Raw genomic sequence first — 25,469 nt, forward strand, 5'->3', positions numbered from 1 at the left:
CTAATAACCTCTTTATTAGCCTGCTGATTATCTGAACCATGCACTTTGATATTCCTGATCTCCGCCTGTTTATCCATGTAGCCGAAGCCAATAGTCTTACCGGCGGGGCCCGCCGTGCCTGCCTGTCCACTGCTGCGGCCAGCATGCGGATCAAGTCACTGGAGGGGCAGCTCGGCAGCCGTCTGTTCTACCGCGACAGCCAGGGCGTGGAACTGACGCCTGCTGGTCATGACCTCCTGGTCCATGCACGCGCAATCATGCGCCAGGTGGATTACATCAAAGATGAGTTTTCCCAGTATGCTGAAGGGGAGTCGGGGCATTTACGCATATTCGCCAATACCACAGCGGTAAGCGATTTCATGCCAGATGTGCTGGCGAGTTTTCTGGTCAACCGGCCTGGCGTTACGATTGACCTCCAGGAACGCCTCACCAACGACATCATTCGTGGGGTAGTTGACGGATCAACCGACCTGGGTGTCGTCGCCGGCCCGGTAAGCCCCCACAAAAAGCTCGAAATTATTCCCTTCAGTGTAGACCGGCTGGTAGTTGTAACCCGGAAAGATCATGAACTGGCCACGCGAAGGGCAGTTTCATTCATCGAAACTCTCCGCTACTCCCACATTGGTTTACGGGAAGGCAGCACCCTGTTCAACTTTCTCAAGGAGCAGTCCAGCGAAACCGGTTCAACTCTTCAGATGAGGATCCAGGTCTTCGGTTTTGAGTCAGCCTGCCGGATGGTCAGCCGGGGTGTGGGCATAAGCATATTGCCCCGTTCTATTGCACAGAGGTACGCGGATTTTCTGGATATTGCGACCATCGATCTGGAAGACGACTGGGCGGAGCGGGAACGTAGCCTGATTGTCCGCGAGTTTGATGCCCTGCCCAAATGTGGCAAGGAGTTAGTGGAGAAAATAAGAAATCTGTCCTCGCCTGAAGCGACGCACAAGCTGAAGGAAAGTGATCCCGCTCTTGCTCAAAGCATCAAAAAGGAAGAGTAAATACAGCACACACCAGGCTACAGACTACCAGTGTAACCAGCGAGAATTTCAGGCTCCACCCGTAGGATGCTGTTCGGGCATCATAGCCAGTGCAACGCTCCAGCAGCAGGGCGTTAGCAGAATACGGCGTGCCCGCGATGGTGATGCCCCACCCGCCTACTATGCCAAGCCCCAGCCCCAGCAGTCCATACTCAGGCCAGATGGGTCCCAGAATGCTGCCCGACAGGGTACCTGAGATAATCGGATTCACTCCGATTGCTCCTCCGATGAAGAACATCCAGGGTACGGCCATGGCCACTACCGGGTAGGCCCATACCGGCAAACTGAACTCCATGCCCAGCCAGCTCAGCGCTATGGTGCCAATAATACCGCCAAGAAAGGATGACCCACCCATAATGGCCAGTTCATTGTTTGCCATGGCCATTGAAGGCAAGGACACCACACCATCATGAACTCGACGGTAGAAAAGCCCGATAACAACAGCGGTCAGACAGCTCAACGTAACCGCCTGGGAATAAACCAGCCCGCCGCCTACGCTCAGAGCGAAAGCCCCGAGGCAGATCAGAACAATAATGCCGATAAAACGGAGCCACGACAGCATTGCAGACTCATCCCCGGCAGCATCAATCGCCAACTCCTCACGTGGTGGTTCATCCTCCCGCGCCAGGGCACCAGCAAAAAGATAGAACAGGGCAAACGGAAGCCCGAGAGCAATAAGCTTCCAGCTCGATAAACCGGGAAGAAAGGTCACTGTCATAACAACAGAGATGGACAGTGGTGATGCCATAGGCGATGCGGCAAAGCCCCGGATAACCGCCCGTGCAGCATTCCGCGCCATTGCACTGTCGCCCCGTTCCCTGACCTGCAACCCGATCATGGTTGCTACCACACCTACAGATCCGAAATTGAGGGGCACGGAAAGTAACGCAGTACCGGAACTCATACCGATGTAACGGAACAAGGATTTGCCGGCAAACAGACTGCGGGAAATTCGTTTGAGATCATCAGACTGTCCCAGCACTGCAGAGAGCAGCATCACCGTAATGATCAACGCCCCGATTCTGGACATGTTACCTGCTGCCTTGGGCACCGCTGCCGGATCTACCATAAGCCCGGCAAATGTCAGAATAAAGATCAGCAACAGGATAATGCGCCCCACCATGCGCAGATTTCCCCAACCCAGCAGAATAGCCAGGCAGATCAGAACCGTAGCAATATAGGTATTGCCTGGCAGAAAAGTCGCGATGCCAGTGAATAATGCCAGGTAAGCAAGAACCGAGCGCAGTCCGGAAAAGCTATCCGGCCGCAAAAAGGAGTGATTCATATCCCATCCATTTATGATCGAAATTTTTCTAAGGTTTTAGATGGGACTTGCCACATCATGCGCTCACCGGGGCAGCAGCGTCACGTATTGCTCACAAACATCGAGTTCGCGCTTTTGAACCCGGCGGGTATCTGCAGGATGCCGTGACGAGACTCATTTGGGCTACAAAACCTAAACCCTCTCTTGAGATTGGTCAACGAATCATATCCTCACGGTTAAACCATTTTTCTATAAAATCCATGCCGGTTTTATATACCTTATTTTGACTTCCTGGCCCGACGCGCTCCCTGCGTCATTTCCATAGGCCAACAACTCAATACATCAGGGAGGGAAGGAAAAGTGAGATTTCCGGAAAGAACATCAACAACGCAAGCACTACAGCCTCTGCCGCCAGAAACCACAAGGTTCCCCGAACGATTGTGCCGAAAGGAACCGTGTCTCCGACGCCGGCACTGACAACAAAAAGATTGAGCCCTATAGGGGGTGTAAGCAGGCCTATTTCAATAAACTTCACCACAAGCACACCAAACCATATGACGTTGATATCGAAAGCAATAACAAATGGAGCCAAAACCGGAAGCGTTACGAGCATCAACCCTATAGGGTCGAGAAACATGCCCAGAATGATATAGAAAACCGTTACCATAATGAGAAATATCCATAGCGCCACAGCATAATTTTCGACCCAGCCCCCAATGCTCATCGGTATCTGGCTCAACGTAAGCATCCGGCTGAACAACACCGCACCAATGGCAATAAGGAAGATAGAAGCTGTGCTTTGAACGGTTTCAGAGACCGCATTCCTCATCGCATCCCAGCTGAAGGAACCCTGGACAACGGCAGCTATCACCGCAATGAAGGCTCCGAAAGCACCAGCCTCTGTGGCAGTTACAATCCCCGTATACAAACCGCCCACTACACCTGCAACAATCACAGGCAAAGGCCAGGATTTAGCCAGCAAAAGGAGCTTTTCCGGCATGTCCAGTTTGTCGTTGGTTCGTGGTGCGAGGCTCGGGTTCAGTTTCACCCGGATTATGATCACGGCCGCGTAGGCCAGCATTGTCAGCAGCCCCGGTATTATCCCAGCCATAAGCAGCTGGCCAACCGATGCCTCCATGAATACCGCATAAAGAACAAACGGAATACTGGGCGGTATAAACGCTCCAAGGGTTCCTGACGCCGCAACGATGCCTGTGGCAAGCCCCGGGTCATACTTTGCCCTTAGCATTTCAGGAACTGCAAGCCGGGACATTGCTCCTGCCATCGCCACACTGGAACCACTAGCAGCAGCAAAGCCGGCACTTGAAACATTAGTGGCAATTGCCAGCCCTCCCGGCAAAAAACTGAGCCAGGCGCGCCCTGCGTCGAACAGTGTGCGGGTCAGACCGGTATGAAAGGCAATCGCCCCCATCAGGATGAACATGGGAATTGCAGTCAGTGACCAGTGGGCGATGAACTGGAAGGTAGTTGCCCCCATCAGCGAAAATGCAGCGCTGGATCCACGGAGCCACCAGATTCCTGAGAAAGCGGTCAATCCTAACGCGATCCCGATAGGTATGCGCAGGACAAGAAGCAGTAACAGAATACCTATACAACAAAGGCCAATTTCTACAGGGCTCACAGGCTGTCCTCCTGACCACTGCCCCATGAAGAGACAAACTGATACAGCCAGTACAAAGACGCCATCAGAGCAAGAGAAATTCCGATAACGGCCAGCCATCGGGATGGCCAGATCGCAAGCTCTGCAACGATTGCATCCACTGTTTCCTGCCGCTTCCAGCTGCGCACAGCCTGGAGATACAGACCATAAGAGAAGATGGCAAAATAGACAGTTATTGCAACCATGCCTATACCATCAACCACCCGCCTGAAACGCCCCCGAAAAAACTGGGCAACCACATCAACCCGGATATGCACATCAGCTGCAGTACAGGAAAAAATACCTACAAACACTGCAGCCACCATGTAGTAATAGGTGACCACTTCCATGGTTCCCGGAATATGCATTCCGAACAGAAGCCTGAGCAATACTTCAGCCGTAACATGCACCACCATAAGTACCGTTACCGCTCCAACAGCTATTGCACCGCCATTACTGATTTTTTTCAGCCATGCACCCATAAATGCCTCCGCTAACGAACCCTGAGAACCACCTTTCCTACCGAGCGGCGGCCAACGACGCAGGCAATCGCTTGCTTCGCATCCGCAAGGTCAAACATCTGGGGGGATCTCAGATTAAGGTTGCCGGCTGCGGCGGCTGAGAAAAGCCACTCCATTAAAGCACGCATCTGAGGGACAAACTCCTGACGACGATCGGTCTTTCCCCAGCCGATATACTCGGAAAAGTTCACTCCGTGCAGGCTGACATTTTTAACAAGAAGCAGGTTCACAGGCGCCTGAGGGATCAGGCCACTGGCAAAGCCCAGAGAAAGAATGCTGCCACCGTTTGCAGTACAGCGGATGAGGCTCTCAAAATCAGCCCCCCCCACGGGGTCGAACACCACATCCACGCCCTGCCCTGCGGTTTCGGCACGGACGGTCTCCAGCAGATTCTGAGATTTATAATCAATGAGTATGTCTGCCCCGGCCAGGCGGGCTGCCTCCAGTTTAAGTCCAGAACTGGCTGCTGCAATAACCGTCGCTCCTTTTTGTTTAGCGACTTCGACAGCCGCCAGACCAAGAGCCCCACCCGCCCCACAGACCAGTACCCTCTGTCCATCCTTTACACCACCACGCTCCAATGCAGTTGCCGCTGTACCATAAGACAGGGGGATTCCAACAGCCCGCTCCAGCGAAACATTGTCTGGAACCGGATAGACCGTTGCGGCGTCTATTACAACTTCCTCGGCAAACCCTCCTGCATCGACAATTGCCGCCACCCGACTACCGGTACTCAAACGTTCAACGCCCGGGCCACATTCAATGATTTCCCCGGAGACCTCGGTACCCGGAATGAACGGTAACGTCATCTTCCGCTGATAACGGCCGGCGACCATCAAAGAAATAGCATAGCCGACGCTTGCATAGTCAACCTTGATCCGCACACAACCTGGCGCAATGTCCGGCCGGGGAACGTCAACCATCGTCAAGTCTTCAAAACTCGTGAACTGGTCACACAAAATCGCTTTCATGGAGCCCTCCTTATTAATTGTTGTCATTTGAAGTCGGGGCCTGAATACAGGCCTTCGATTGGACCAGCGAAGTAATTTTCTCTTCGTCGTAACCAGCCTCACGCAGTACTTCATACGTATGTTCCCCCAGGTCGGGGGCAGGCTTCAGGTTCTCTGTGACGGGTTCCGCGCCTGGAAATCTAGGCAGTGGAATCTTGCCAAATGCCTTGTGACTGACTTCTGGCATTAAGTCGAGAGACTGGACCTGGGGATCGCAAAGCAAATCGGCGTAACTGTTCAACGGGCCGCAGAGCACACCAGCCTCGTTGAGACGATCAATCCAGTAAAGTCTTGGGCGGGAAACAAACACTTCTGCCATCATTCGGTGAATTTCAGCAGCATGAACCTGGCGGGATTCATTGTCGGCAAATCGCGAATCATGCTGCCACTCCGGATGCCCGAGCACCTCTGCGAGAGCATAAAACATCCCATCCCGGAGGCAGGCCACGGATATTGCGCCATCGCTCGCATCAAAGGTGCCCGATGGCACAGTCACATGAGCACTGCGCTGGCCATCCTGCAAAAAAGACTCGATTATCGGCATTGCCTGGAAGGCGGAAGCCCCCGCCAGCAAAGACAGGTCCAGATGTCGCCCTTCACCGGTCAACTTTTGCTGGTACAGCGCAGCAGAAAGGGCGTATCCGGCATAAAGCCCCGTAATCATGTCCACTGCCAGCATTCCAACGCGCTGCGGCTGACCGTCAGCACCGGAATTCATGGACGACATACCGGTAATTCCCTGCAGAATGCTGTCAGACCCGGGCCTTCCAGCGTAGGGGCCTAACCGGCCAAAACCACTGATGGAGCCCAGGATAATTCCCGGGCGGAGTTCATTTAACACCTCAAAACCAAGGCCCAGTTTGTCCATCACCCCTGGCCGGAAGCTTTCCATAACCAGATCAGACTGGGTTGCGAGTTGTTTCAATACCTCAACGCCCTCTTCCGTTCGGGCGTCAATACATATCGAGCGTTTGTTCCAGTTAGCCGAAACACTCAAAGCGCTGTGGCCCTGCTTCCGAAGCCCCATCAGTCGCCCCCAGTCTCCTTGCGGAGGCTCCACTTTCAAAACGCTGGCCCCCATCATGGCCAGCATCTGAGTTGCATAGGGGCCAGCAAGCCCCTGACTTACATCCAGTACCCGGATACCACGGAACGGCATCAGCTCAGGCGTTTTGTTACTCATTGATCAGCTCACCTTGAATAGCGGGCTACGGACACCAGCCAACTGCTGGAACTCCGCGCCCGGGATGACATGGGTTCAGAAGGCTTTGTCGTATATTTCGCTTTTCAACAAAGCAGCGTACTGCGTCTCCGTGATATCCGGGTCCGTCAGCAATTTCTCCCATTTTTCAAGATTGGCTATGAAGTTCGTAACAATCTGATCCGCGTCCTTAACGCCACGGCCGGATGCTGTCGTGGCCGCCCTTTCTACCTGGGCCTGCATGAAGGCTTCACGTACATTTTTCATTTCATCGGATACCGCAACAAAACGAATACCCTGGCCACCGGCGGCCTTGCGCACCTCGGTTTCTTCTTTCTGATACTCGAAAATGGTTCTGGCAACACCTACAGGAGTGGCTTCGATAATTGCCTGTCGCTCGGAATCTGAAAGATCCTGCCAGACAGAATCACGGATATTGAGTAATGAACCACCAAGGAAAGCCCCCATCGGCAGTTCAACAACACTGCTGGCAACTTCGTTCAGGGACAGTGACTTCAGCCAGCTGGTAGCCCCTATCACACAGTCAAGCTGACTGCGCTCCATCGCTTCATAAGACTCGTTATTGGGGATGTTGACCGGAATGCCGCCGATCTGAGTAACCCAGCGGCCGATTTCCTCTCCGGCAACCCGCATTCGCATTCCGTCAGGCTCAAACCCGGATGCAAATTCGTTCTTACAGATGGCCTGGTAGGGGGGCGTGGCGTAACTGGCGAGAAAGCGGACATCGTGCTCCTCCAGCTCCTCGAGGCATTGAGGGCAACCAGTGAGAACCGTGTCGATACTCGCCGCCGTAGCGACCAGCGAGTTCTGGTTCCAGAATGAAAGATCGCTGATTGTCGTGTTCGCCGGTATGGCCGTCGGGTAATACACGGTCACCAGAAAGCCACCATCGATCATTCCGTCACGAACCGCAGATAACATTTCCTTGCCTGATGCAGCCGCTCCTGAGGGGAAAAACTTGAATTCAATACTACCGTCCGTGCGCTTTTCCACCTCTTCAAGAAATGTGGCTATCCCTACACTGGTAGGGTGCTGGGGCGGCAGGTAACTACCATAAGTGAGATCGCGTGCCAGGACACCAGAAGAAGCGAGGGAACCAGCCACCAGCAGGCAGCCCGCGCTCATAGATACAAACAGACCAGGACTCTTTTTTAACATTGTAGTTATCTCCAGTTTCCGGGATTGCACAGCGACTTACTTGTTATTTGTTCGCTGTGCGCACATAATGTTCTCCATGAGAACAAGTGAAGAAAAGACTATATGTCTGCCAGTGTCAAAATAATTTTTGGGGAGAGACAAGGATGACCCTGCAACAAGAAAGAGATCAAAATCTTATAGTTCAATCATTTATAAGAGGTCTGGAGGTAATAAGAACTTTTGGGGAAGGTGCAACGACACTATCACTTTCTGAGGTTGCCACCCGGGCTGCCATATCCCGGGCCAGTGCACGCAGGCTGCTGCATACCCTTTGTGACCAGGGTTATGCGTGTACAGATGGAAAACTGTTCTGGCTGACTCCCCGCATTCTGGAGCTGGGTTTCTCCTACCTGTCCTCCATGGAGATCTGGTCATTCGCACAGACCTACATGGAAGAGCTGGTACAACGAGTTCACGAATCCTGCTCGATCGCAGTGCTCGACGGATATGACATCTACTACGTAATGCGTGTTCCGACCCGAAAACTGCTCAAAAGTACGCTGAACATAGGCTCATCGCTTCCGGCCCATGTGGTTTCCCTTGGCCGGATACAGCTTGCTGAGCTTCCGGATGAAGAACTCAACCATTTCCTTGAGACTGCCAGCATCGAGCAATACACGAGATTTACCGTCACGGATAAAGACAGGTTACGCCAGATTATCCGGGAAGATGGGGCCAAAGGCTGGTCGGTAGTTGACCGGGAGCTGGAAGAAGGTATGTGTGGCATATCCGTCCCCATCCACAATCCGCAAAGCAAAACAATCGCAGCCATAAATATCACTCTTCCCCCAAGCAAGGCTGCAGAACCAGGCGTGCTGGATTACTTGCTGGACCAGCTTCGGGAAACCGCCAACCAGATTCACTGCGAACTTGCCCGGCGCCAATAAAATCCAGACGCACCCATCCTATACATCATAGGCATAGCTCTGATAAAAAATATGCTTTTCTCTGTGGCGCGCTATCTTGGTAACGTGTACGTAATAACAACTTCAAGCGCCCATCGGAGAACTCTATGGTTTTGTCCAAACCCACCATGTCCCTGATCGATGCAATTACGTCAAGGCGCTCCATCCGGGGCTTTTTGCCCGATCAGGTGCCGCAGGAAGTCATGCAGCATGTATTTGAAATTGCCCAACAGACTCCCTCAAACTGCAACACCCAGCCATGGAAGGTGTTTGTCGCTTCTGGCGAGGTCAAGGACCGCCTGCGCGACCAGTTTGTTGAACGATTAGAACAGGGCGTGCCGGGTCAGCCGGATTATCCCTATGTTTCCCGCTGGGAAGGAGAATACCGCCAACGCCAGGTAGATTGTGCTGTTGCGCTCTATAACGAAATGGGCATTGCCCGCGATGACAAAGTGGGACGCCACCGGGCCATCCGCCGCAACTTCGAACTCTTCGACGCGCCGCATATTGTTTTTCTGGGAATGAACCGTGACTTTGGCGCAACTATCTCGCTGGACGTGGGCATGTATGCCCAGACGCTCATGCTTACCATGCACGCATTTGGCATCAGTTCATGCGCTATGGGCAGCATGCGGGCATACCCGGATCTGGTACGGGAAGCATTCGGGCTCGGCGAGGATACCGGCATCCTGCTGGGTATCAGTTTTGGTTACGAAGACCCTGATGTTGATGCCAACAGAACGCGAACAGTACGCGAGCCCCTGAGCAACGCTGTCATTTTCAAAGGCTGACAATCTACTGAAAAGCCCGGTCCCGCCGGGCTATTTCTGGCAATAACAATAAGCAAGCTATCTGGAGCCTGTACTGTGGACATCACGTTTTCATCAGACGACCTGAAATTTCGGGATGAGGTCCGGTTATTTTTTGCCAATGCAGCACCGGAGGCCTCCCAACAACTGATCAATAATCCCGGTACCTATAAGCAGGGGGTCATCCAATGGCAGAAAAAACTCTTCGCTCAGGGCTGGGTAGCTCCTTTCTGGCCTCGTGAACATGGCGGTGCCGGCTGGTCCGCAACCCAGTCATACATTTATGAATGTGAGAGGGTTATTGCCCAGGCCCCGGATGTGGTGCCTTTCGGGCTGAAAATGGTTGGTCCGGTTATTTATACCTATGGCAACAGTGAGCAGAAAGCACGCTTCCTCCCGGGTATTCTGAATGGCTCTGACTGGTGGTGTCAGGGCTACTCTGAACCAGGCGCTGGCTCTGATCTCGCAGCACTGAAAACCCGTGCTGACAGGGATGGCGACGATTACGTCGTTAACGGTTCAAAAATCTGGACGACTTACGCCCAGTACGCTGACTGGATTTTCTGTCTGGTCCGTACAGATAACTCCGGTAAACCCCAGCAGGGAATCACCTTCCTGCTGATCGACATGAAAACACCAGGCATCACCGTATCACCCATTCCCAGCATCAACGGTGTGGACTCGCTCAATGAAGTCCACTTTGAAAATGTTCGCGTCCCCCGAAGTAACCGCATTGGTGAAGAGGGCCAGGGCTGGACCTATGCAAAATCTCTGCTGGCTCATGAGCGTACGGCTATAGCCCGCGTTGCCGATTCCAAGAGCCGGCTCGACAGATTGCGCAAGTTTGCTTCCTGCGAACTCCAGGGCGGACGTCCCATGATCCAGGACGAAGAATTTCGCGCCCGTTTCACAACTATCGAAGCAGAACTGATGGCCCTCGAATACATGGAGCTTCGGGTACTTGCCGCCATGGCAAGTAACCGCAGCCCCGGAGCCGAATCTTCTTTGCTCAAGATCCGAGGCACCGAGATTCAGCAAGCTCTCCATGAGCTGACCATCGAGCTGGCAGGCCTTTATGGTTGCATGATTGCCGATAACGACACTTCGTCAGCTGATATAGGACACAGCTTTGGTGATCAGGCACGCAAAGACTTTATGTACGGTCGGGCAGCGACAATTTTCGGGGGATCCAACGAGATCCAGAAAAATATTATCGCCAAGCGAGTACTCGGCCTCTGATCGCAGTCAGCGGCGGATTATCAATAAAAGGATTGGGCTGTGAATTTTTCTCTCACCGAAGAACAACAAATACTTCAGGACAGTGCTGCCCGCCTTGTCGGCCAGAGCTATCCGTTCGAGCGCAGGCAGCGGGATGTCAGCAGCGCCACTGGCTTCGACCCGGAGCTCTGGAAACAATTCGCAGATATGGGCTGGCTGGCAATACCCTTCCGGGAAGAAAACGGAGGGTTTGGTGGTGAAGCAACTGAGCTGATGCTGCTAATGGAAGAGATGGGCAAGGGCCTGGTGGCAGTACCCTATTTGGCCACGGTTTTGCTGTTTGGCAAACTGGTAGAAGCCGGAACCGAAGGCCCCCTGCGCGATGATCTGCTTACCCGACTGATTGCAGGCCAGCTACAGGGTAGCGTCGCATACATGGAGCGCCAGGCGCGTTATACCCTCAACGATACCTGCACCCGCGCCAGCCAAACCCCTACAGGCTTCCGGTTGAGCGGGGAAAAAACCATGGCGTTCAATGGCCCTGCCGCCGACAAACTCATAGTCTCGGCCCGCACAGAGGGAGGCCAGCAGGATGAATGGGGAATCAGCCTGTTCCTGGTGGATGCAACAGCACCCGGCCTGGAACTGACCAGCTACAGGCTGATGGATGGCCAGCGGGCTGCCAAGGTGCTGCTGAACGACGTTCAGGTTAAATCCGGGCAGCTGGTTGGTCAGGAAAACAAGGGGGCCGCTCTGTTACAAGGGGTCATCAACAACGCCCTGCCCGGGCTTTGCGCTGAAGCTCTTGGACTCATGACTCACCTGACCAATACCACCATCGAATACACCAAGGTCCGCAAGCAGTTCGCAGTACCTATCAGCTCCTTCCAGGCACTGCAGCATCGCATGGTGGATATGTTTACCGCCTGTGAGGAAACCCGCTCCCTTGTATATCGCTCAGTCTGTTCGGCTGACAAACCAGACTCTCAGGAACACCTCCGGAATCTCCATGCACTGAAGGTAATTACTGGCCGCCGAGGAAAGCGGGTGGGCAATGATGCCATTCAACTACACGGTGGAATGGGCATTACCGACGAGCTGGACGTGGGGCATTATGTCAAACACCTGATGGTACTCAACTCCCTGTTCGGAGACGCTGACTACCACCAGCAGCAACTGGCGACCCTGTCGCTATCTGTGTGAGCACTTTGGCCCTGCAACAGGCTCGCAATGAAAGCTGGTTCCTGAACAGGTGCAACCTTGCAACTCTGTGCCTGTTGCTGGTTTGTGCCTGCGCAATCATCGAACAGTTTGTCACCGCTGACTGGCTCAGCAGCCTGTCGGCAGTAACTTTGCTTATTTTTGTGGTGTTGCAGTGGCCTGGAATCAGCCCGACTTACAGATTCTTCGCAATCCTCGCTCCGGCGCTTGCCGCGGGACTCTGGCTTAGCGGCAAGATTGGCAGTGAAGCCATTGCCGGTGGTGCCGACCGGGCTGCATTTTTCACTCTTTTTATTACGTCTCTGGCGGTGCTGAGGGAATCCGCAAAATCATCAGCGCTTGTTCGCAAGTGCGGCAAAGTGCTGGTTAATCAGCCCCCGGCACGGCGCTATATGCTGATGACCTTTGGCTCTCATCTCTTCAGTGTGATGCTGAATATCGGGGCGCTCAACGTATTGGGCACCATGGTGCGCAGAGCCATTCGCCCTGGCGTGGATCCGGAAACCCGGCGGATTGCCACCATTCGCAGCCGACGCATGCTTACGGCAACTTTACGGGGCTTTTGCGGTGTTCCTCTCTGGGCTCCGACGTCAGTAACCATGCTACTGGTTCTGTCAGGGATTCCGGAGCTGAGCTGGGAGCAGTATGCACCAGTTGGCCTGCTCTGGACCTTACTGTTTATTCTCTGGGGGGGGCTGCTGGACTGGCTGGCCTACCCGCGGCCGCCCACCCCCACGGTTGCCAACGGCAACCTGACTCAGCTGATTCCGCTCGCTGGTCTGGTCGCGCTTGTTCCGGGACTTGCTTACGTTCTTTCCAGGCTCTCGGGGCTGGAGCTGTTTCCGACACTGTTAATGTGTGCTCCCGTTATTGGCCTGGCCTGGATCTGGCAGCAATACCGGGGGCTGCCGCTGGCCTTCAAAGCAGGGCTGCTGGCAAGGCGGCTGAAGCGATCATTCCCGGAAACCTTTACCAATCAGCGTAACGAAGTCGTCCTGTTCACCACGTCGGGGTTCATAGGAGTCATTCTGATTCCACTGATTGACCCGGCAACTGCCAGCACGCTGCTCACCGAGGCTAACATCAGCAATGCAACAATAATGGTTGGGATTTCCCTGATCATGCTGATTGGTTCCTTCATGGGAATCAACGCCATTATCACTGTCACCCTGATGCTGGGGGCGCTGCAACAGATTCCCGATCTGAGCATCTCGCCCCTGGTGCAGGCCTCCGTTATTGCCATTACCTGGGCAGTGTTTGCGGGGGCCTCGCCGTTCACCGCATCTCTTCGTTTCATTTCCAGCTTTTCAGGCATATCTCCTTTGCGTTTTGGAGTGCTCTGGAATGGCTGGTTCAGCATCAGCGTTCTGGCAATTATGTACCTGACTCTTTACCTGGCGCTGTGAAGTGCCACCCGATAAAAACCTGAAAGGAGCCTCAACATGAGTCTACCGGATGCATTAAAAGGCAAGCTGAATCTCCCGGTGCTCTGCTCACCGATGTTCATCATTTCTACCCCAAAGATGGTTATCGAGCAATGCAAGGCCGGTATCATTGGCTCGTTCCCGGCTCTTAACGCCCGCCCGGCAGAAAAGCTTGATGAATGGCTGACCGAAATCGAAGAGACACTCGCCTCTTACCAGGCAGAAAACCCGGACCTGAAAGTCGGCCCTTATGCAGTCAATCAGATTGCACACCCAACCAATGATCGCCTCGAACACGACATGCAGGTGTGCGTGAAACACAAAGTGCCAATCATCATAACCAGCCTGCAGGCCAACCCGATGGTTATCGAAGCTGCGCACAGCTACGGTGGTCTGGTCTTTCACGACGTCACAAACATTCGCCATGCAAAAAAAGCCCTGAGCATGGGTGTGGATGGCCTGATTCTTGTGACCGCCGGCGCCGGTGGCCATGCAGGAACCCTCAGCCCCTTTGCACTGTTGTCGGAGATCCGCCAGATCTTTAATGGCCCTGTAGTCCTCGGTGGGGCCATTACCAAGGGCAACCACGTCCTCAGTGCCGAGGTTATGGGGGCAGACATGGCATATATGGGCACCCGGTTTATCGCTACAGAGGAAGCCAATGCCGATCAGGAGTACAAGGATATGATTGTCGAGTCCTCAGCCTCTGAAATTGTCTATACAAATCTGTTTACCGGTGTTCACGGCAACTACCTCAGAGGCAGCATCCTGCGGGCCGGAATGGACCCCGACAACCTGCCCGAATCAGATAAAAGCAAAATGAGTTTCGGTTCCGACAGGACCAAGAGCAAAGCCTGGAGAGATATCTGGGGCGCAGGTCAGGGCGTAGGAGGCATCACCCAACAGAAATCTGTGGCTGACGCAGTGGCAGAGCTGAGGGACGAATACGAAACAGCAAAACAACAAATTACCAGCAGTCACTGATGTAAAAAAAGGGCCTCAAGGCCCTTTTTCAAACTACTGCAAAAATCCTGATTACTGAATCACGATCGATTGAAGTTCCCCGCCCGCCGCTCTTTTACTGCAGCCATCCCTTCCTTGTGATCAGACGTTGTGGCCAGCCAGGCCTGTTCTGCAAACTCATGTTCGAGACGCACCCGCAATTCCTCACCGAGGCCCTGGCGGAGCGTGGCCCGGGTAGACTCCACTGCCAGGGGGGCACACTGGGCAATCTCAGAGGCCAGTGCCAGTGCTTCATCACGAACTTTATCTGCCGAAACCAGCACGTCACCCAGCCCGAACTCAAGAGCCTCTTCACCCTTGATCCGGCGACCGGTAAGGAGCATCAATCGGGCTCGCTGCTGCCCGATCAACCGCGGTAACAACAGACTGATCCCGAAACCCGGGTGAATACCAAGCTGGACAAAATTAGCGGCAAAGCGGGCCTCGGGGCAGATCACCCGGAAGTCCGGCACCAGCGACAAACCAAGCCCACCGCCAATGGCTGCCCCATGAATCGCTCCAACCACCGGCTTGCTGCAGTCAAATAACCGGACAGCCGCTTTATACAATGTAATGGCGCTGTTATCAGAACCCGGTCTGAAAAGATCATTACCGCTGGAAGAGAAGTCCGCGCCAGCGCAGAAAGCCTTTCCCCGGGCTGCGAGAACTATCGCCCGGCAGCGGTCATCCTGATCAAGAGCCTCAAAGGTTTCCGCAAGGTGCTCAATCAGCGTCACATCAAAAAAGTTAAGTGGTGGCCGGCAGATTTCCACCAGTGCGACGTGGCCGTGCCACTCTACAACAACATCTTCAAACTTGTTCATGGGTTCTCCTGCTTGCTCTATCGGGATACTACATCCCAGGCTCGGGTAGCGGACTTGCCGGACCCATGAGTATCAATCTCAGATGCGACAGCCATTCCGAGTCGTTCTGACCAGTAGAACTCAGAACCAAACTCCTCCCGCCAGCTCCATACCCTGCGGCTATACTGGTGCAGCGGGTACTCAAAGCTGAATCCCATGGCGCCATGGGCCTGATGTGCATCGCGAGGCACCTTGCCAGCCGCCTCTGAAGCCACCACCTTGGCGGTTGCCACCGGAAGCAAGATATCCATACTCCCATCGAACGGGGCAGGGTGCGAAGATATCATGCGAATTGCCTGTTCAACCGCTGCGCCGCTAATGGCACTTTCACCAGCGATATCGGCGACCTTGTGCTGAACCGCCTGAAACTTGCCCAATGGACGGCCAAACTGCTGGCGCTCCTTGACGTAACCAACCGTCAGTTCCCCCATTTTTTCCAGCGCACCCGCAATCTGACATGCACGCACCAGTGCACAAAACTGCCCCAGACCATCCGCTGTCATGCCATCGACCGGATCAGACAACTGGTCAGGAACCGCTGCATTGAGAGTAATACGAGAGCGGGCCTCGCCAGCCAGACTTTCATGGTGCTGAACATCGACAACTGACGGGGTGAACACGGCTATCCGGATCTGGCCACCTTGTGTCACCGGCATCACCAGGACCTCGGCCTCAGGCATCCCCGAGGCAGCCTCTACCACACCGCTGACCTTTCCCTGCACCAGAACTGGCAGTTCGCCGCCATCCATCGCCAGGGCCGCCCACTGGTCGGCTATCTCAAGTCCGCTTTCAGCCAGCAACAGGTTGGCAACCAGCGTATCAGCCAGAGGCACAGGCAGAGCAAAACCAGCAGCCTGACGAATCAGACTGAACCCCAGAGCCAGGGATCCACCAACACCACCCGCAGCCTCCGGCACCCATGCCAGAGTCAGGCCGGCCTCGAGAATCGCTTTTTGCAGCCGCTCAGGAGCCTCACCACATTCAGAACCATTAACAGTCTCTGCATCACACTGATCAGTAAACAGGCGGTGAGCAGTATCACGAATCAGCTGATCCGTTTCTTCCATATCAAATCCCATAATAAATCTCCCATGAGCTGTGAGCTCAGCGTAACCCCATGCCACGGGCGATGATGCCCTTGAGTATCTCGTTGGTACCGCCCCGCAAGGTAAACGAGGGCGACCGCAGCAAGCTGTCAGCCATGAGATTCTGCAGCTCATCGCCATAACCCTGCTTCATTCGTACCGGCCAGAACTCCCGTAGCCGTTCAATAATGTCCTGCTCAAAACGGGTCCCCAGGTCCTTGACCAGCGCCGCCTCCACTTCAGGGGAATGCCCTTGCCCCAGCAAAGCGGCAACCCCCAGAGACATGGCACGTAATGCACGGATACGGGCGATAATACTGCCCGCAACGGCGGCCTGGTGCCCGCTCATGTTCGGCGCGCCTTGTTGCAGCGCTTTCTCCAACGCAACAAAGGTACTCAGAAAACGTTCCGGCCCCGAGCGCTCCAGCGCCAGCTCATTGGTTATCTGCTTCCAGCCCTCACCAACAGCACCCAGTACTGCATCATCCGGCACAAAGACCTTCTCAAAATGGCTTTCGTTGAAGTGCTCTACCCCACTCATGTCCCGGATACCCCGCACCGTTACCCCGGGGGAATCCAGCGGAATGAAAAACTGGGTCAGCCCATCGTGGCGCTTTTCAGGATTCCGCTCTCCCGTGCGAGCGAGTACTGTCATGTATTGGCATTGCTGTGCGCCAGATGACCAGAGCTTGGTGCCAGTAACCTCCCAGCCCCCTTCTACCCTGACCGCCCGCGTGCGGACAGAGGCAAGATCTGAACCGGACTCAGGCTCACTCAGCCCCAGAGCCACAAAGCACTTGCCTGCGGCAATCTGCGGCAGGATTTTCTGTTTCATCTCTTCAGTTCCGGTAGCCAGGATCAGCGGCCCGCTCTGGCGATCAGCGATCCAGTGGGCATGTACCGGGGCTCCCGCCACCAGCATTTCTTCAGTAATCACGTAGCGATGGAGGGCACTCAGTTCACGGCCACCGTACTGCCGGGGCCAGGTAACGCCAATCCAGCCTTTCTCACCAAGTTTCCGGCTGAACTCCGGGTCAATCCCGGCGCACCAGCAGTCCGTTACCGGAGTAAAACCACCACTACGGACTTCCTCTTCAAGAAAGGCCCGCACTTCCTTGCGAAGCTCATCTACGCTTTCATCAATCTGTGGAGCGGGAAAATTGAAACGAACACTTTCCATAATGAGCACCCATATAAATCATTAGTATTTTTGTCAGACAAAAAAAAGGTTTTCTGAAACATCAGAAAACCCGGACTCAACCTTAAAAGGGGCCAAGAAACAACAACGAATTATTAATATCAGGCATTTCAATCCAGCAAACAAATATCAATAAAATATAAACCCGATACAACTCCGGCATTACTTCACATTATCAACTACCATTTTCCGAATTTCGGTTTTCAGTATTTTATTAACTGTTGATACAGGTAATGCATCTTCCACAAAAGTTACGCCGGTCGGGCATTTATAATGTGCAATCCGCTCCCGGCAATAATCCTTGATATCAGTTTCAGAAACCCGGCCAGGTTCAATCAGCCTTATTACAGCGTGGACAGACTCGCCCCACTTTTCATGAGGCACGCCTATCACCGCACACTCTCTTATATCCGGATGTCGGGACAGAATATTCTCGATCTCAATGGGGTATACGTTCTCACCGCCACTGACGATCATGTCTTTGATCCGGCCTGCAAGGAAAAGATAACCATCCTTATCCAGATAACCACTGTCTCCGGTGTAGTACCAGCCATCCTGCAGCACCTCGTCCGTCAACCCGGGGGCGCGCCAGTACCCTGTCATTACATTGGACCCTTTGACCGCAACTTCCCCCACCTCTCCAGGCGCCAGGGGGTGCCGTTCACCATCTACTATCCGAACCTGGTTGTGGAACACTGGGCGACCTACAGACTCAAGCCGTGGCAAACGTTCAGGGTCAAGAGAATGATCATTGCCATCAAGCACAGTCACAACCGGCGATGCTTCAGTCATGCCATAGGATTGAGCGAAGGACACACCCGGCAACACCCTCAGTGCCCGCTCCAGCAATGCCACCGGCATAGGTGCAGCGCCATAGGTGATAAGCCGAAGGCTGGACAGATCAAAGTCAGAAAATCCCGGATGGTCAAACATCATCTGAAGCGTTGTGGGTACAAGCTGCAAAGTACTGATGCTGTACTTCTCCACCAGCTGCATCACTTCCACAACATCAAAACGGGACACAATCACTGTATGGGTTCCGGTCATGGTCGCAGTGTAAACACGAGATCCCGCTGCGGTATGAAACATGGGGCCCGCAAGCAAGTGGGTTTCGCGCTCAACCATGCGATACCAGGAGATCCCGCCCAGGGCATTGGTAAACTGGTTGATATGGGAAAGCATCACCCCTTTGGCCCGCCCCGTAGTGCCACCGGTATAGAAGATGACCAGGGTATCGTCGTTGCCACTGGGTTCCAGCGCCGCCTCCGGGGCTCCCACCACCAACGCTTCATATGACTTCATATGTGAAGGCGCCAGTTCTGATGCCCCGGTATAGATCACCGACCTTAAACTGGAGCAGGCACTGATAATAGCCTCAGCCTGGGACACATGATGTTCGTCTACCAACAGAACAACCGGTTCGGCATCGTCTATACAGGTGATCATCTCGCCAACGGACAGGCGGAAATTCACTGGCACAACAATGGCTCCGGCCATAGGTGCGGCAAAGAACAACTCGAAGCACCAATGCGAATTGAAGCCCAGATAAGCGACCCGGTCACCGGGGCCTACCCCCAACCCAGCCAGAGCACTCGCCAGTCCCTGGCAACGGCTATATGTCTCCCTCCAGCTGAAGGTCCTGCCTTCATAGCTGACTGAAGGACTCTGAGGCCAGCACTCCGCAGCTTTTTCCAGCAGATGATGAACCGCTATGGCTGCCGGTTTCCGGCCTGTATCAACTCTATTCTCACTAACCATTCAATTCAGGCTCCGAAACTGGTCAACTCATGCTGTTGGGGATTAGCAGAGATATGATCGGGAACGCGACGATCAGCCCCAGCACAACCAGGTCAGCCACCAGGAACTTCATTACCCCGAAGAAGATGGTGTGTACCTTGATCTCCTTGCCAACCACACTGTTGATAACAAAAACATTCATACCAAGAGGCGGAGTAACCAGTCCGATTTCCAGAAGCTTGACGACAACAACACCAAACCAGATCAGATCCATTCCCATGCCTTCCACCAGAGGAATGACAAAAGGCAAGGTCAGAAGCATGGTACCGATGGAATCCAGAAACATACCCAGAACTATGTACAGCAGGACAATGAAGAACAGCACCATCCAGGGCTCAAGCCCCAGCCCGTCAACAAAGCCGACAAAGGCGCCGGTAACTCCGGTCAGCGATACAAAGGAAACAAAGATTTTTGCGCCAACCGCAATAAAGAAAAGAGCAGCAGACTGGAAAGCAGTTTCCTTCATGGAGCTCAGGAAATCCGCCCAGCTCAGCCGGCCGGAAAGTGTACCGAAACCAATGGCAAACAACAGACACACCGCCGCCGCTTCCGTCGCAGTAAAGAACCCGCCATAAATACCTCCAATGATGATGACCATCAGGGTAAGTGCCGGCCAGCCTTTAACAGCAGCTTTGAAACGATCGCGATTGGTGAAGTTGAGATCCTTGGGTGCGGGTGCATGGTCCGGCTTGACCATGGCCCAGATAACCACCACCAGAATAAACCCGCCAATCGTGAGAATGCCCGGAAGCACGCCCGCCAGGAAAAGCTTGTTTACAGACTGCTCAGTAAACATGCCGTACAAAATGAACAGTACACTGGGGGGGATTAGTGAACCCAGAGTACCACCCATGGCAACAGTGGATGTTGCCAACTGTTTGTTATAGCCAAACCGCAGCATCTCTGGCACACAGATTCGTCCCATGGACGAGGCACACGCCAGGCTGGATCCAGTGATAGCAGAAAAACCACCGCAACCAAACAGCGAGGCAATGGCCAGACCGCCAGGCATCTTGGCCAGCCAGACCCGGACCGCCTCGTAAATATCAGTAGTAATACGGGAGTGATACGCAATATGCCCTGCCGCAATGAATAGCGGGATCATGCTCAGGGAATAGGAGTGGATAAAATCAAAGGCATTGGATTCGATCAGAGCCATAGCTGGACGCAATCCACGCTCAAACATGAACTCACCACCCGGGCGCCATGCATAAGTGATCAACGAACACGCTGAGGCCACACCAACCAGTACGAATGCGATAGGCACCCGCATGATCATCAAAACCAACGCAATACCAAAACCCCAGCCGCCAATAATGGATGCTTCCATCAGTAAGTTACCTCATCATTGGTTTCCGGCAGCTTGCTGTTGATCACACCAAACGCGTCCAGGATGTCATGGATGGCCAGGTCAATCAGCCGAATAAAAAACAGGAAATATCCAAGAAAAAATAACGTCTGTCCTGGCCATTTCGGCAGTTCCATCAACCCGAAGAAATAAGCTCCGGATTCGAAAGCATCCACCAGGGAAAGGTATGCCGCATAGGTAATCGGTGCCACCGCAATCAGGCCTACTATGGCGGTCAGTACATTCAGCCCCTTCTGGAACTTCGGCCCCAGCCTCTGGGTGAAGATCTCCACGCAAATAAATCCGCGATCTGCAGCAACAAAGGCCAGCGGAAGAATAAGGGCGCCGATCATCATTTCGCCCACAATAACGATTTCATCCGGAATGCCGGACGATGAAAATGTACGCAACAGGACACTGCTGGCGATAATCAGGCACAGGCCCATGATGCAAAGCACCCCGACCAACAAAAAAATATTTTCCAGCCAGGCCAGCGAGCCTCTTGCACAACCCAGCGTCTTCATCGGAGTGGACGTCGGGTTATGGGTCTGAAGTGGTTCCGTACGCTCGGTGACAACCATATGCACCTCCCGGTAGAGACCTGCCCAGAACCAGGACAGGTCACGATTTCTGAATGATGGTGTTTCCCGGTCAAACTGACCGTTCAGGAACTGCCGGCAGCAATAACGCCGGCAGTAAGGTCAGCAATCAGCTGCGGTTCCAGGGATAATCCTTCTCATCCAGTTCAGCCTGGTACTTGTGCAACAATGCCTGGTATTCGTCCCAGACCGCCTTGCCATCAAGCCCGGCCTTGTTCATGTCGCCGATCCAGGCGTCGATGTATTTGTCTGACTGGGCAAACAACTTGGCACGATTCGCTTCAGACCACTTGATGACTTCAACTTTGTTGCCAAGCTCACCTGTAGGCAGTTTTTCGGTCACATCCTGATTGTCAGAAATGAGCTTCTGGGCGTAGAAGTCGACCATCTCAGACCCCACTTTCCGCATCAGCTTCTGCTGTTCAGCAGACAACTCATCCCAGGTCCATTTATTCATGACCATCGCAAAACCGGCAATCTGTCCCCAGTTCATCAATGCCACGCTGGTAGTAACTTCCGGTGTTTTGAAGGCGCGCATGGCGTACAGGTAGCCACCAGAGCAGTCCACCAGCCCGGTATCCAAAGCCTGATACACCTCGGAATAGACAAAATTCACCATATTCGCACCAACCTCATCGAGGATTTTTGCGTAGATGGCGGAGGCCCGGATTTTCTTGCCGGCAAAGTCCTCGATTTTCTCGATACGTACATCACCCGCGCATTCGAACTGCATCTCACTGGTGGTGTAGTTGGTGATATAGACGACATCATTCTTGTCAAACTGCTGCTGCAGCTGCTCGTTGGTGGTCATCAGTTCATACATGGCCCGCATGCCTACCCAGGCATCGGACTGGGGCACAGGAATATCGCCAACGCTCAGAGCCCGCATCTTCTGTGGTTCATAGGCAGAGAGTACTGTTCCCATGTCCGCTGTTCCGGAGCTGACGCCACCGAGAATTGCGCTGTATTTCAGCAAGGCACCGCCCCAGTGAATGTCCAGCTGCATATCGCCTCCGGACTGGTCTTTCAACTGATCAGCAAAATATTGCAAAGCTGCGGCCCTGGCGCCCCGGTTCGGGGTTGCCTCAGCGTAACGCAGGGTTGTTTCAGCCATGGCTGGCGCAAGTGTAGTAAGGGAAAGAACTGAACCGACTATCAGAGATCTGTACATCTTATTAATATTCATTTTTATTATGCCCTTTGGTTTTAAAGGTTACTTGTCCGACTATCCGTCATTTCAATGGCATATCTGAAACGTTCGGCAAGGAGGGAGCATCCTTGCCTGCCAACCATCAGCTCTCCCAAGGGTAGCCCTTGGAATCAGCCTGGGCCTGATATTTTTTCAGCAGTTCGATGTAGTGGTCCCAGATCTGTTGACCAGCCATCCCGCGACCATTGACCTCTTCAATCCAGCTATCCCGGAACTTGAGAGTGGCATCAAGAATTTTCTGGCGTTCCTCCGGGGCCATGTCGGTAACAGGAACCACCTTTCCAAACCCACCGCTGGCCAGACTCTTGGCAACTTCACCCGCATCTTCGATTGTCAGCTGGGAAAAATGATCGATCATGTTGTCACCAGCCTGCATCAGAATCGCCTGCTGCTTTTCATCAAAATCAGACCAGACAAATTCGTTCATCACGATGGCAAAACCCAGTAGCTGGCCCCAGTCAACCCGGGTTACCGACTCAACTACTTCGTATGTCTTATAGGCTTTCATGGTGTAGAAATAGCTGGCGAGGCAATCCACCAGGCCAGTATCCAGCGCCTGATAGACTTCACCGAAAGTCATACTCACGGTGTCGGCCCCAAGGTCTGCCAACACATTGGTATAAGTGCCGGTCGCGCGGATCCGTTTGCCCTTGATGTCGTCAACGGTGAGAATCTGGTTGCCCTCCGTACATTCGAACTGGACACCAGTTGTACTGAAATTACTGATATAGACCAGGGATTGGTCCGCAAGGGATTTTTTGAGCTGAGGCTCAGTGGTCATGAGCTCATACATTGCACGCATACCTACCCAGGGATCTGCGTACTCGAGGGGGATATCGCCGATACCAAGCGCCTTCAATTCCTGCGGCTCGTAGGATGACAGCACTGAGCCAAGGTCTGCACTACCTGCAGAAACACCGTCCAACACGCCGCTCCACTTGAGCAGTGCACCACCCCAGTGGATATCAACCTTGATATCACCACCAGACAGGCGTTCAACTTCATCGGCAAAAAACTGAACAGCTGCAGCACGGGTGCCTCGATTAGGCCCACCTTCTGCATATCGCAACACGACTTCAGCATGGGCCTGAACGGCCCCGGCTATAACCAGAACAAATCCTAAAACCAGAGATCTGAGGGTTGTTACCATGACATTGCTCCCGAGGGGGTATTGTTTTTGTTAGCTGTGGCAGATGAACAACACCCACCGCACGCAACCAAACTATCACCGGAAACCAATATCAACAACGACCCATATTCTATAGAACCCATGCCTTTACGGCATAGATAAACAGATTCTAACCGGCCGGAACGCCCTCCTCGTTTTCACCACCGAAAACATAACGAAAAGTACCCTGCCCAGTGGCAATCAAAGTGCCCTCACAGGTAATCTTCGATTCAACAAAGAAAATCTTGCGACCGCGGCTGACTACGCGGGCCTCAACTTCCAGAAATCCGTCTTTTACCGGGTTCATAAAGTGAGTATTCAGGGAAATTGTAATGCAGCGTCGGATGTTGCCAGGCACAGAACAGTATGTGCCAGATAACCCCGAAGCACTGTCCAGCAGGGAAGCGAACACGCCTCCATGGACAAACCCGTTACGGTTGAGGTGCCGTTCAGCCATCTGTGCGGTGATCACCGCACGCTCAGGCCCCCACTCGGTCAAGGTAAACCCGAGAACTTCCCTGAAACCGTTTGTATTCTCGGCTTCCAACTGCAAACTGGCGTCAGTCATATTGCTCACTTATTTTTCTGGCTGCGGCCGGAACACCGCCACGGCAGCTGTTTTTGTATAAATCCGGCAAACCTCATAGGACAACCGAATACCATTTCTTTTCCGCAGCGGGAGCATCGCAGCAATTTTGTTTTTTTCATTTTAAAGCTCCGTGCATTTTCTGAACTTTAAAGCTAACACTCAGCCGACAGCGGAACCTTTATAATTTATCTATACGTTCCATACCGATCAGATATATCCAAAAAGGAGCTTTTATATAGGTTACGGGCTATTTTTAACGGGCCAGAAATATCGCCAGATAAATTACCGAAACCTATAAAACAAATGGAATAGTCATGGCTGATTTATTATATGAAATCAATAACAACATCCTTACCATTACCCTGAACCGGCCTGACCGACTTAATGCCATGAGCAACGAAATGCGTGAGTCGATGCTTCATGTTCTGACACAACAAACCTCGAGTCCAAGTGTTCGCGCCATCGTTATCCGGGCCAATGGCCGAGGTTTCTGTACCGGCGCAGATGTGCAGCCGGAACAGATCCTGGCTCGCCGCGCAAACATCGGAGAACAAGTAAAAAAGGGGATCAATCAGGTCATAAAGCTGATCACCAGCCTGCCGATACCTGTGATCGCCGCTGTTAACGGCCCCGCCGCAGGCGCTGGCGTCAGCCTTGCGCTGGCATCCGACCTTATGCTGGTTAACAGAGATGCCGCATTCCACCTGTCCTTTGCCCGCATTGGCGCCGTGATGGATGGCGGTAGCTCCTGGTTTCTGACCCGGGCCATCGGTGCTCGTCGCACAGCAGCCCTCGCGCTGACCGGAGGCAACTTCCAGGCGGAGGAAGCTCTGTCCTGGGGTCTGGCCTATAAAGTGGTCGACAACGACCGGCTATGGGAAGAAGCGAATGAGTTGGCATATCAGCTGGCGTCCGGGCCTACCACTGCCCTGGGCCTAATCAAGAAGGAGATTGCTCTGGCCGCGACACTGGATCTGGACTCGGCACTGGATCTGGAAGCGGAATGCCAGCAGACGGCATTCAATACTTCTGATTTTGCTGAGGCCATCGAGGCCCGTCAGCAAAAGCGGTCACCGGAATTTACAGGCCGCTAACCGCTTCCACAAGGCAGTGGACCCTCTT

At 53.6% G+C, this 25,469-nt stretch carries 23 protein-coding genes; 8 read left to right on the top strand and 15 right to left on the bottom strand.

All coding sequences use genetic code 11. From position 1 onward, the window contains the following. The first annotated feature begins 38 nt into the window (after positions 1–38). Entirely contained in the window at positions 39–998 is a 960-nt protein-coding gene (locus DS878_RS03835) for a LysR family transcriptional regulator (protein ID WP_113814608.1), read from the top strand. Here the strand turns inward: DS878_RS03835 and DS878_RS03840 are convergent. The 6 genes from DS878_RS03840 to DS878_RS03865 form a co-directional block, all read right to left on the bottom strand. After that, positions 982–2,322: a hypothetical protein gene (locus tag DS878_RS03840; protein ID WP_113814609.1), complete on the bottom strand. Its 1,341-nt coding sequence runs from the start codon at positions 2,320–2,322 to the stop codon at positions 982–984. The two genes, DS878_RS03835 and DS878_RS03840, sit on opposite strands and share 17 nt — an antisense overlap. Positions 2,323–2,635: 313 nt before the next feature. Continuing rightward, positions 2,636–3,943, bottom strand: a complete 1,308-nt coding sequence (locus DS878_RS03845; RefSeq protein ID WP_113814610.1) for a TRAP transporter large permease — start codon at positions 3,941–3,943, stop codon at positions 2,636–2,638. Next, positions 3,940–4,443 (bottom strand): TRAP transporter small permease subunit, encoded by a 504-nt coding sequence (locus tag DS878_RS03850; RefSeq protein ID WP_113814611.1) that lies wholly within the window; start codon positions 4,441–4,443, stop codon positions 3,940–3,942. The genes DS878_RS03845 and DS878_RS03850 overlap by 4 nt, the downstream gene beginning before the upstream one ends. Before the next feature lie 11 nt (positions 4,444–4,454). Next, positions 4,455–5,453, bottom strand: a complete 999-nt coding sequence (locus DS878_RS03855; RefSeq protein WP_187298728.1) for an NADPH:quinone oxidoreductase family protein — start codon at positions 5,451–5,453, stop codon at positions 4,455–4,457. Between the two features lie 13 nt (positions 5,454–5,466). After that, complete coding sequence (locus DS878_RS03860) at positions 5,467–6,675, bottom strand: CaiB/BaiF CoA transferase family protein (protein ID WP_113814613.1); 1,209 nt, start codon at positions 6,673–6,675, stop codon at positions 5,467–5,469. A 75-nt stretch (positions 6,676–6,750) separates the two neighbouring features. Further along, positions 6,751–7,872, bottom strand: coding sequence for a C4-dicarboxylate TRAP transporter substrate-binding protein (locus DS878_RS03865; RefSeq protein ID WP_113814614.1), 1,122 nt, complete (start codon positions 7,870–7,872; stop codon positions 6,751–6,753). A 143-nt stretch (positions 7,873–8,015) separates the two neighbouring features. Between DS878_RS03865 and DS878_RS03870 the strand changes: the two genes are divergently transcribed. The 6 genes from DS878_RS03870 to DS878_RS03895 all read left to right on the top strand — a co-directional run bounded on the left by DS878_RS03870 (position 8,016) and on the right by DS878_RS03895 (position 14,472). Beyond that, a complete protein-coding gene (locus tag DS878_RS03870; RefSeq protein ID WP_113814615.1) occupies positions 8,016–8,798 on the top strand; it encodes an IclR family transcriptional regulator C-terminal domain-containing protein in 783 nt (260 codons plus the stop codon). 125 nt (positions 8,799–8,923) lie between these two features. Further along, positions 8,924–9,607, top strand: a complete 684-nt coding sequence (locus tag DS878_RS03875; protein ID WP_261977578.1) for a nitroreductase — start codon at positions 8,924–8,926, stop codon at positions 9,605–9,607. 75 nt (positions 9,608–9,682) lie between these two features. Beyond that, entirely contained in the window at positions 9,683–10,864 is a 1,182-nt protein-coding gene (locus DS878_RS03880; RefSeq protein ID WP_113814616.1) for an acyl-CoA dehydrogenase family protein, read from the top strand. Between the two features lie 39 nt (positions 10,865–10,903). Next, the gene (locus DS878_RS03885) at positions 10,904–12,046 is read left to right on the top strand and encodes an acyl-CoA dehydrogenase family protein (protein ID WP_113814617.1); all 1,143 of its coding nucleotides are present in this window, start codon (positions 10,904–10,906) and stop codon (positions 12,044–12,046) included. Beyond that, positions 12,043–13,470, top strand: a complete 1,428-nt coding sequence (locus DS878_RS03890; protein ID WP_113814618.1) for a hypothetical protein — start codon at positions 12,043–12,045, stop codon at positions 13,468–13,470. The genes DS878_RS03885 and DS878_RS03890 overlap by 4 nt, the downstream gene beginning before the upstream one ends. A gap of 36 nt (positions 13,471–13,506) precedes the next feature. Next, positions 13,507–14,472 (top strand): NAD(P)H-dependent flavin oxidoreductase, encoded by a 966-nt coding sequence (locus DS878_RS03895; RefSeq protein ID WP_113814619.1) that lies wholly within the window; start codon positions 13,507–13,509, stop codon positions 14,470–14,472. Positions 14,473–14,531: 59 nt separating this feature from the next. Here DS878_RS03895 and DS878_RS03900 read toward each other — a convergent pair whose 3' ends face one another. From DS878_RS03900 to DS878_RS03940, 9 genes are all read right to left on the bottom strand, one after another. Then, positions 14,532–15,314, bottom strand: a complete 783-nt coding sequence (locus DS878_RS03900; protein ID WP_113814620.1) for an enoyl-CoA hydratase/isomerase family protein — start codon at positions 15,312–15,314, stop codon at positions 14,532–14,534. A gap of 17 nt (positions 15,315–15,331) precedes the next feature. Further along, positions 15,332–16,432 (bottom strand): acyl-CoA dehydrogenase family protein, encoded by a 1,101-nt coding sequence (locus DS878_RS03905; protein WP_187298729.1) that lies wholly within the window; start codon positions 16,430–16,432, stop codon positions 15,332–15,334. A gap of 25 nt (positions 16,433–16,457) precedes the next feature. Continuing rightward, on the bottom strand, positions 16,458–17,618 hold the full coding sequence (locus tag DS878_RS03910; protein WP_113814622.1) for an acyl-CoA dehydrogenase family protein: 1,161 nt from the start codon (positions 17,616–17,618) through the stop codon (positions 16,458–16,460). Between the two features lie 180 nt (positions 17,619–17,798). Next, entirely contained in the window at positions 17,799–19,394 is a 1,596-nt protein-coding gene (locus tag DS878_RS03915; RefSeq protein ID WP_113814623.1) for a long-chain-fatty-acid--CoA ligase, read from the bottom strand. A gap of 22 nt (positions 19,395–19,416) precedes the next feature. Then, positions 19,417–20,763 carry a TRAP transporter large permease gene (locus DS878_RS03920; RefSeq protein ID WP_113814624.1) on the bottom strand — a complete coding sequence of 449 codons (1,347 nt, stop codon included), beginning with the start codon at positions 20,761–20,763 and terminating at the stop codon, positions 19,417–19,419. After that, complete coding sequence (locus DS878_RS03925) at positions 20,763–21,362, bottom strand: TRAP transporter small permease subunit (protein ID WP_113814625.1); 600 nt, start codon at positions 21,360–21,362, stop codon at positions 20,763–20,765. The genes DS878_RS03920 and DS878_RS03925 overlap by 1 nt, the downstream gene beginning before the upstream one ends. A gap of 127 nt (positions 21,363–21,489) precedes the next feature. Continuing rightward, on the bottom strand, positions 21,490–22,566 hold the full coding sequence (locus DS878_RS03930) for a C4-dicarboxylate TRAP transporter substrate-binding protein (protein ID WP_222837432.1): 1,077 nt from the start codon (positions 22,564–22,566) through the stop codon (positions 21,490–21,492). A gap of 106 nt (positions 22,567–22,672) precedes the next feature. Then, complete coding sequence (locus DS878_RS03935) at positions 22,673–23,740, bottom strand: C4-dicarboxylate TRAP transporter substrate-binding protein (RefSeq protein WP_113814627.1); 1,068 nt, start codon at positions 23,738–23,740, stop codon at positions 22,673–22,675. A gap of 148 nt (positions 23,741–23,888) precedes the next feature. Continuing rightward, the gene (locus DS878_RS03940) at positions 23,889–24,326 is read right to left on the bottom strand and encodes a PaaI family thioesterase (RefSeq protein ID WP_113814680.1); all 438 of its coding nucleotides are present in this window, start codon (positions 24,324–24,326) and stop codon (positions 23,889–23,891) included. Between the two features lie 335 nt (positions 24,327–24,661). Between DS878_RS03940 and DS878_RS03945 the strand changes: the two genes are divergently transcribed. Beyond that, positions 24,662–25,441, top strand: coding sequence for an enoyl-CoA hydratase-related protein (locus DS878_RS03945; protein ID WP_113814628.1), 780 nt, complete (start codon positions 24,662–24,664; stop codon positions 25,439–25,441). The last annotated feature ends 28 nt before the right edge of the window (positions 25,442–25,469 follow it).

The sequence above is a fragment of the Marinobacter sp. F3R11 genome (assembly GCF_003318275.1).
Classification (GTDB): domain Bacteria; phylum Pseudomonadota; class Gammaproteobacteria; order Pseudomonadales; family Oleiphilaceae; genus Marinobacter.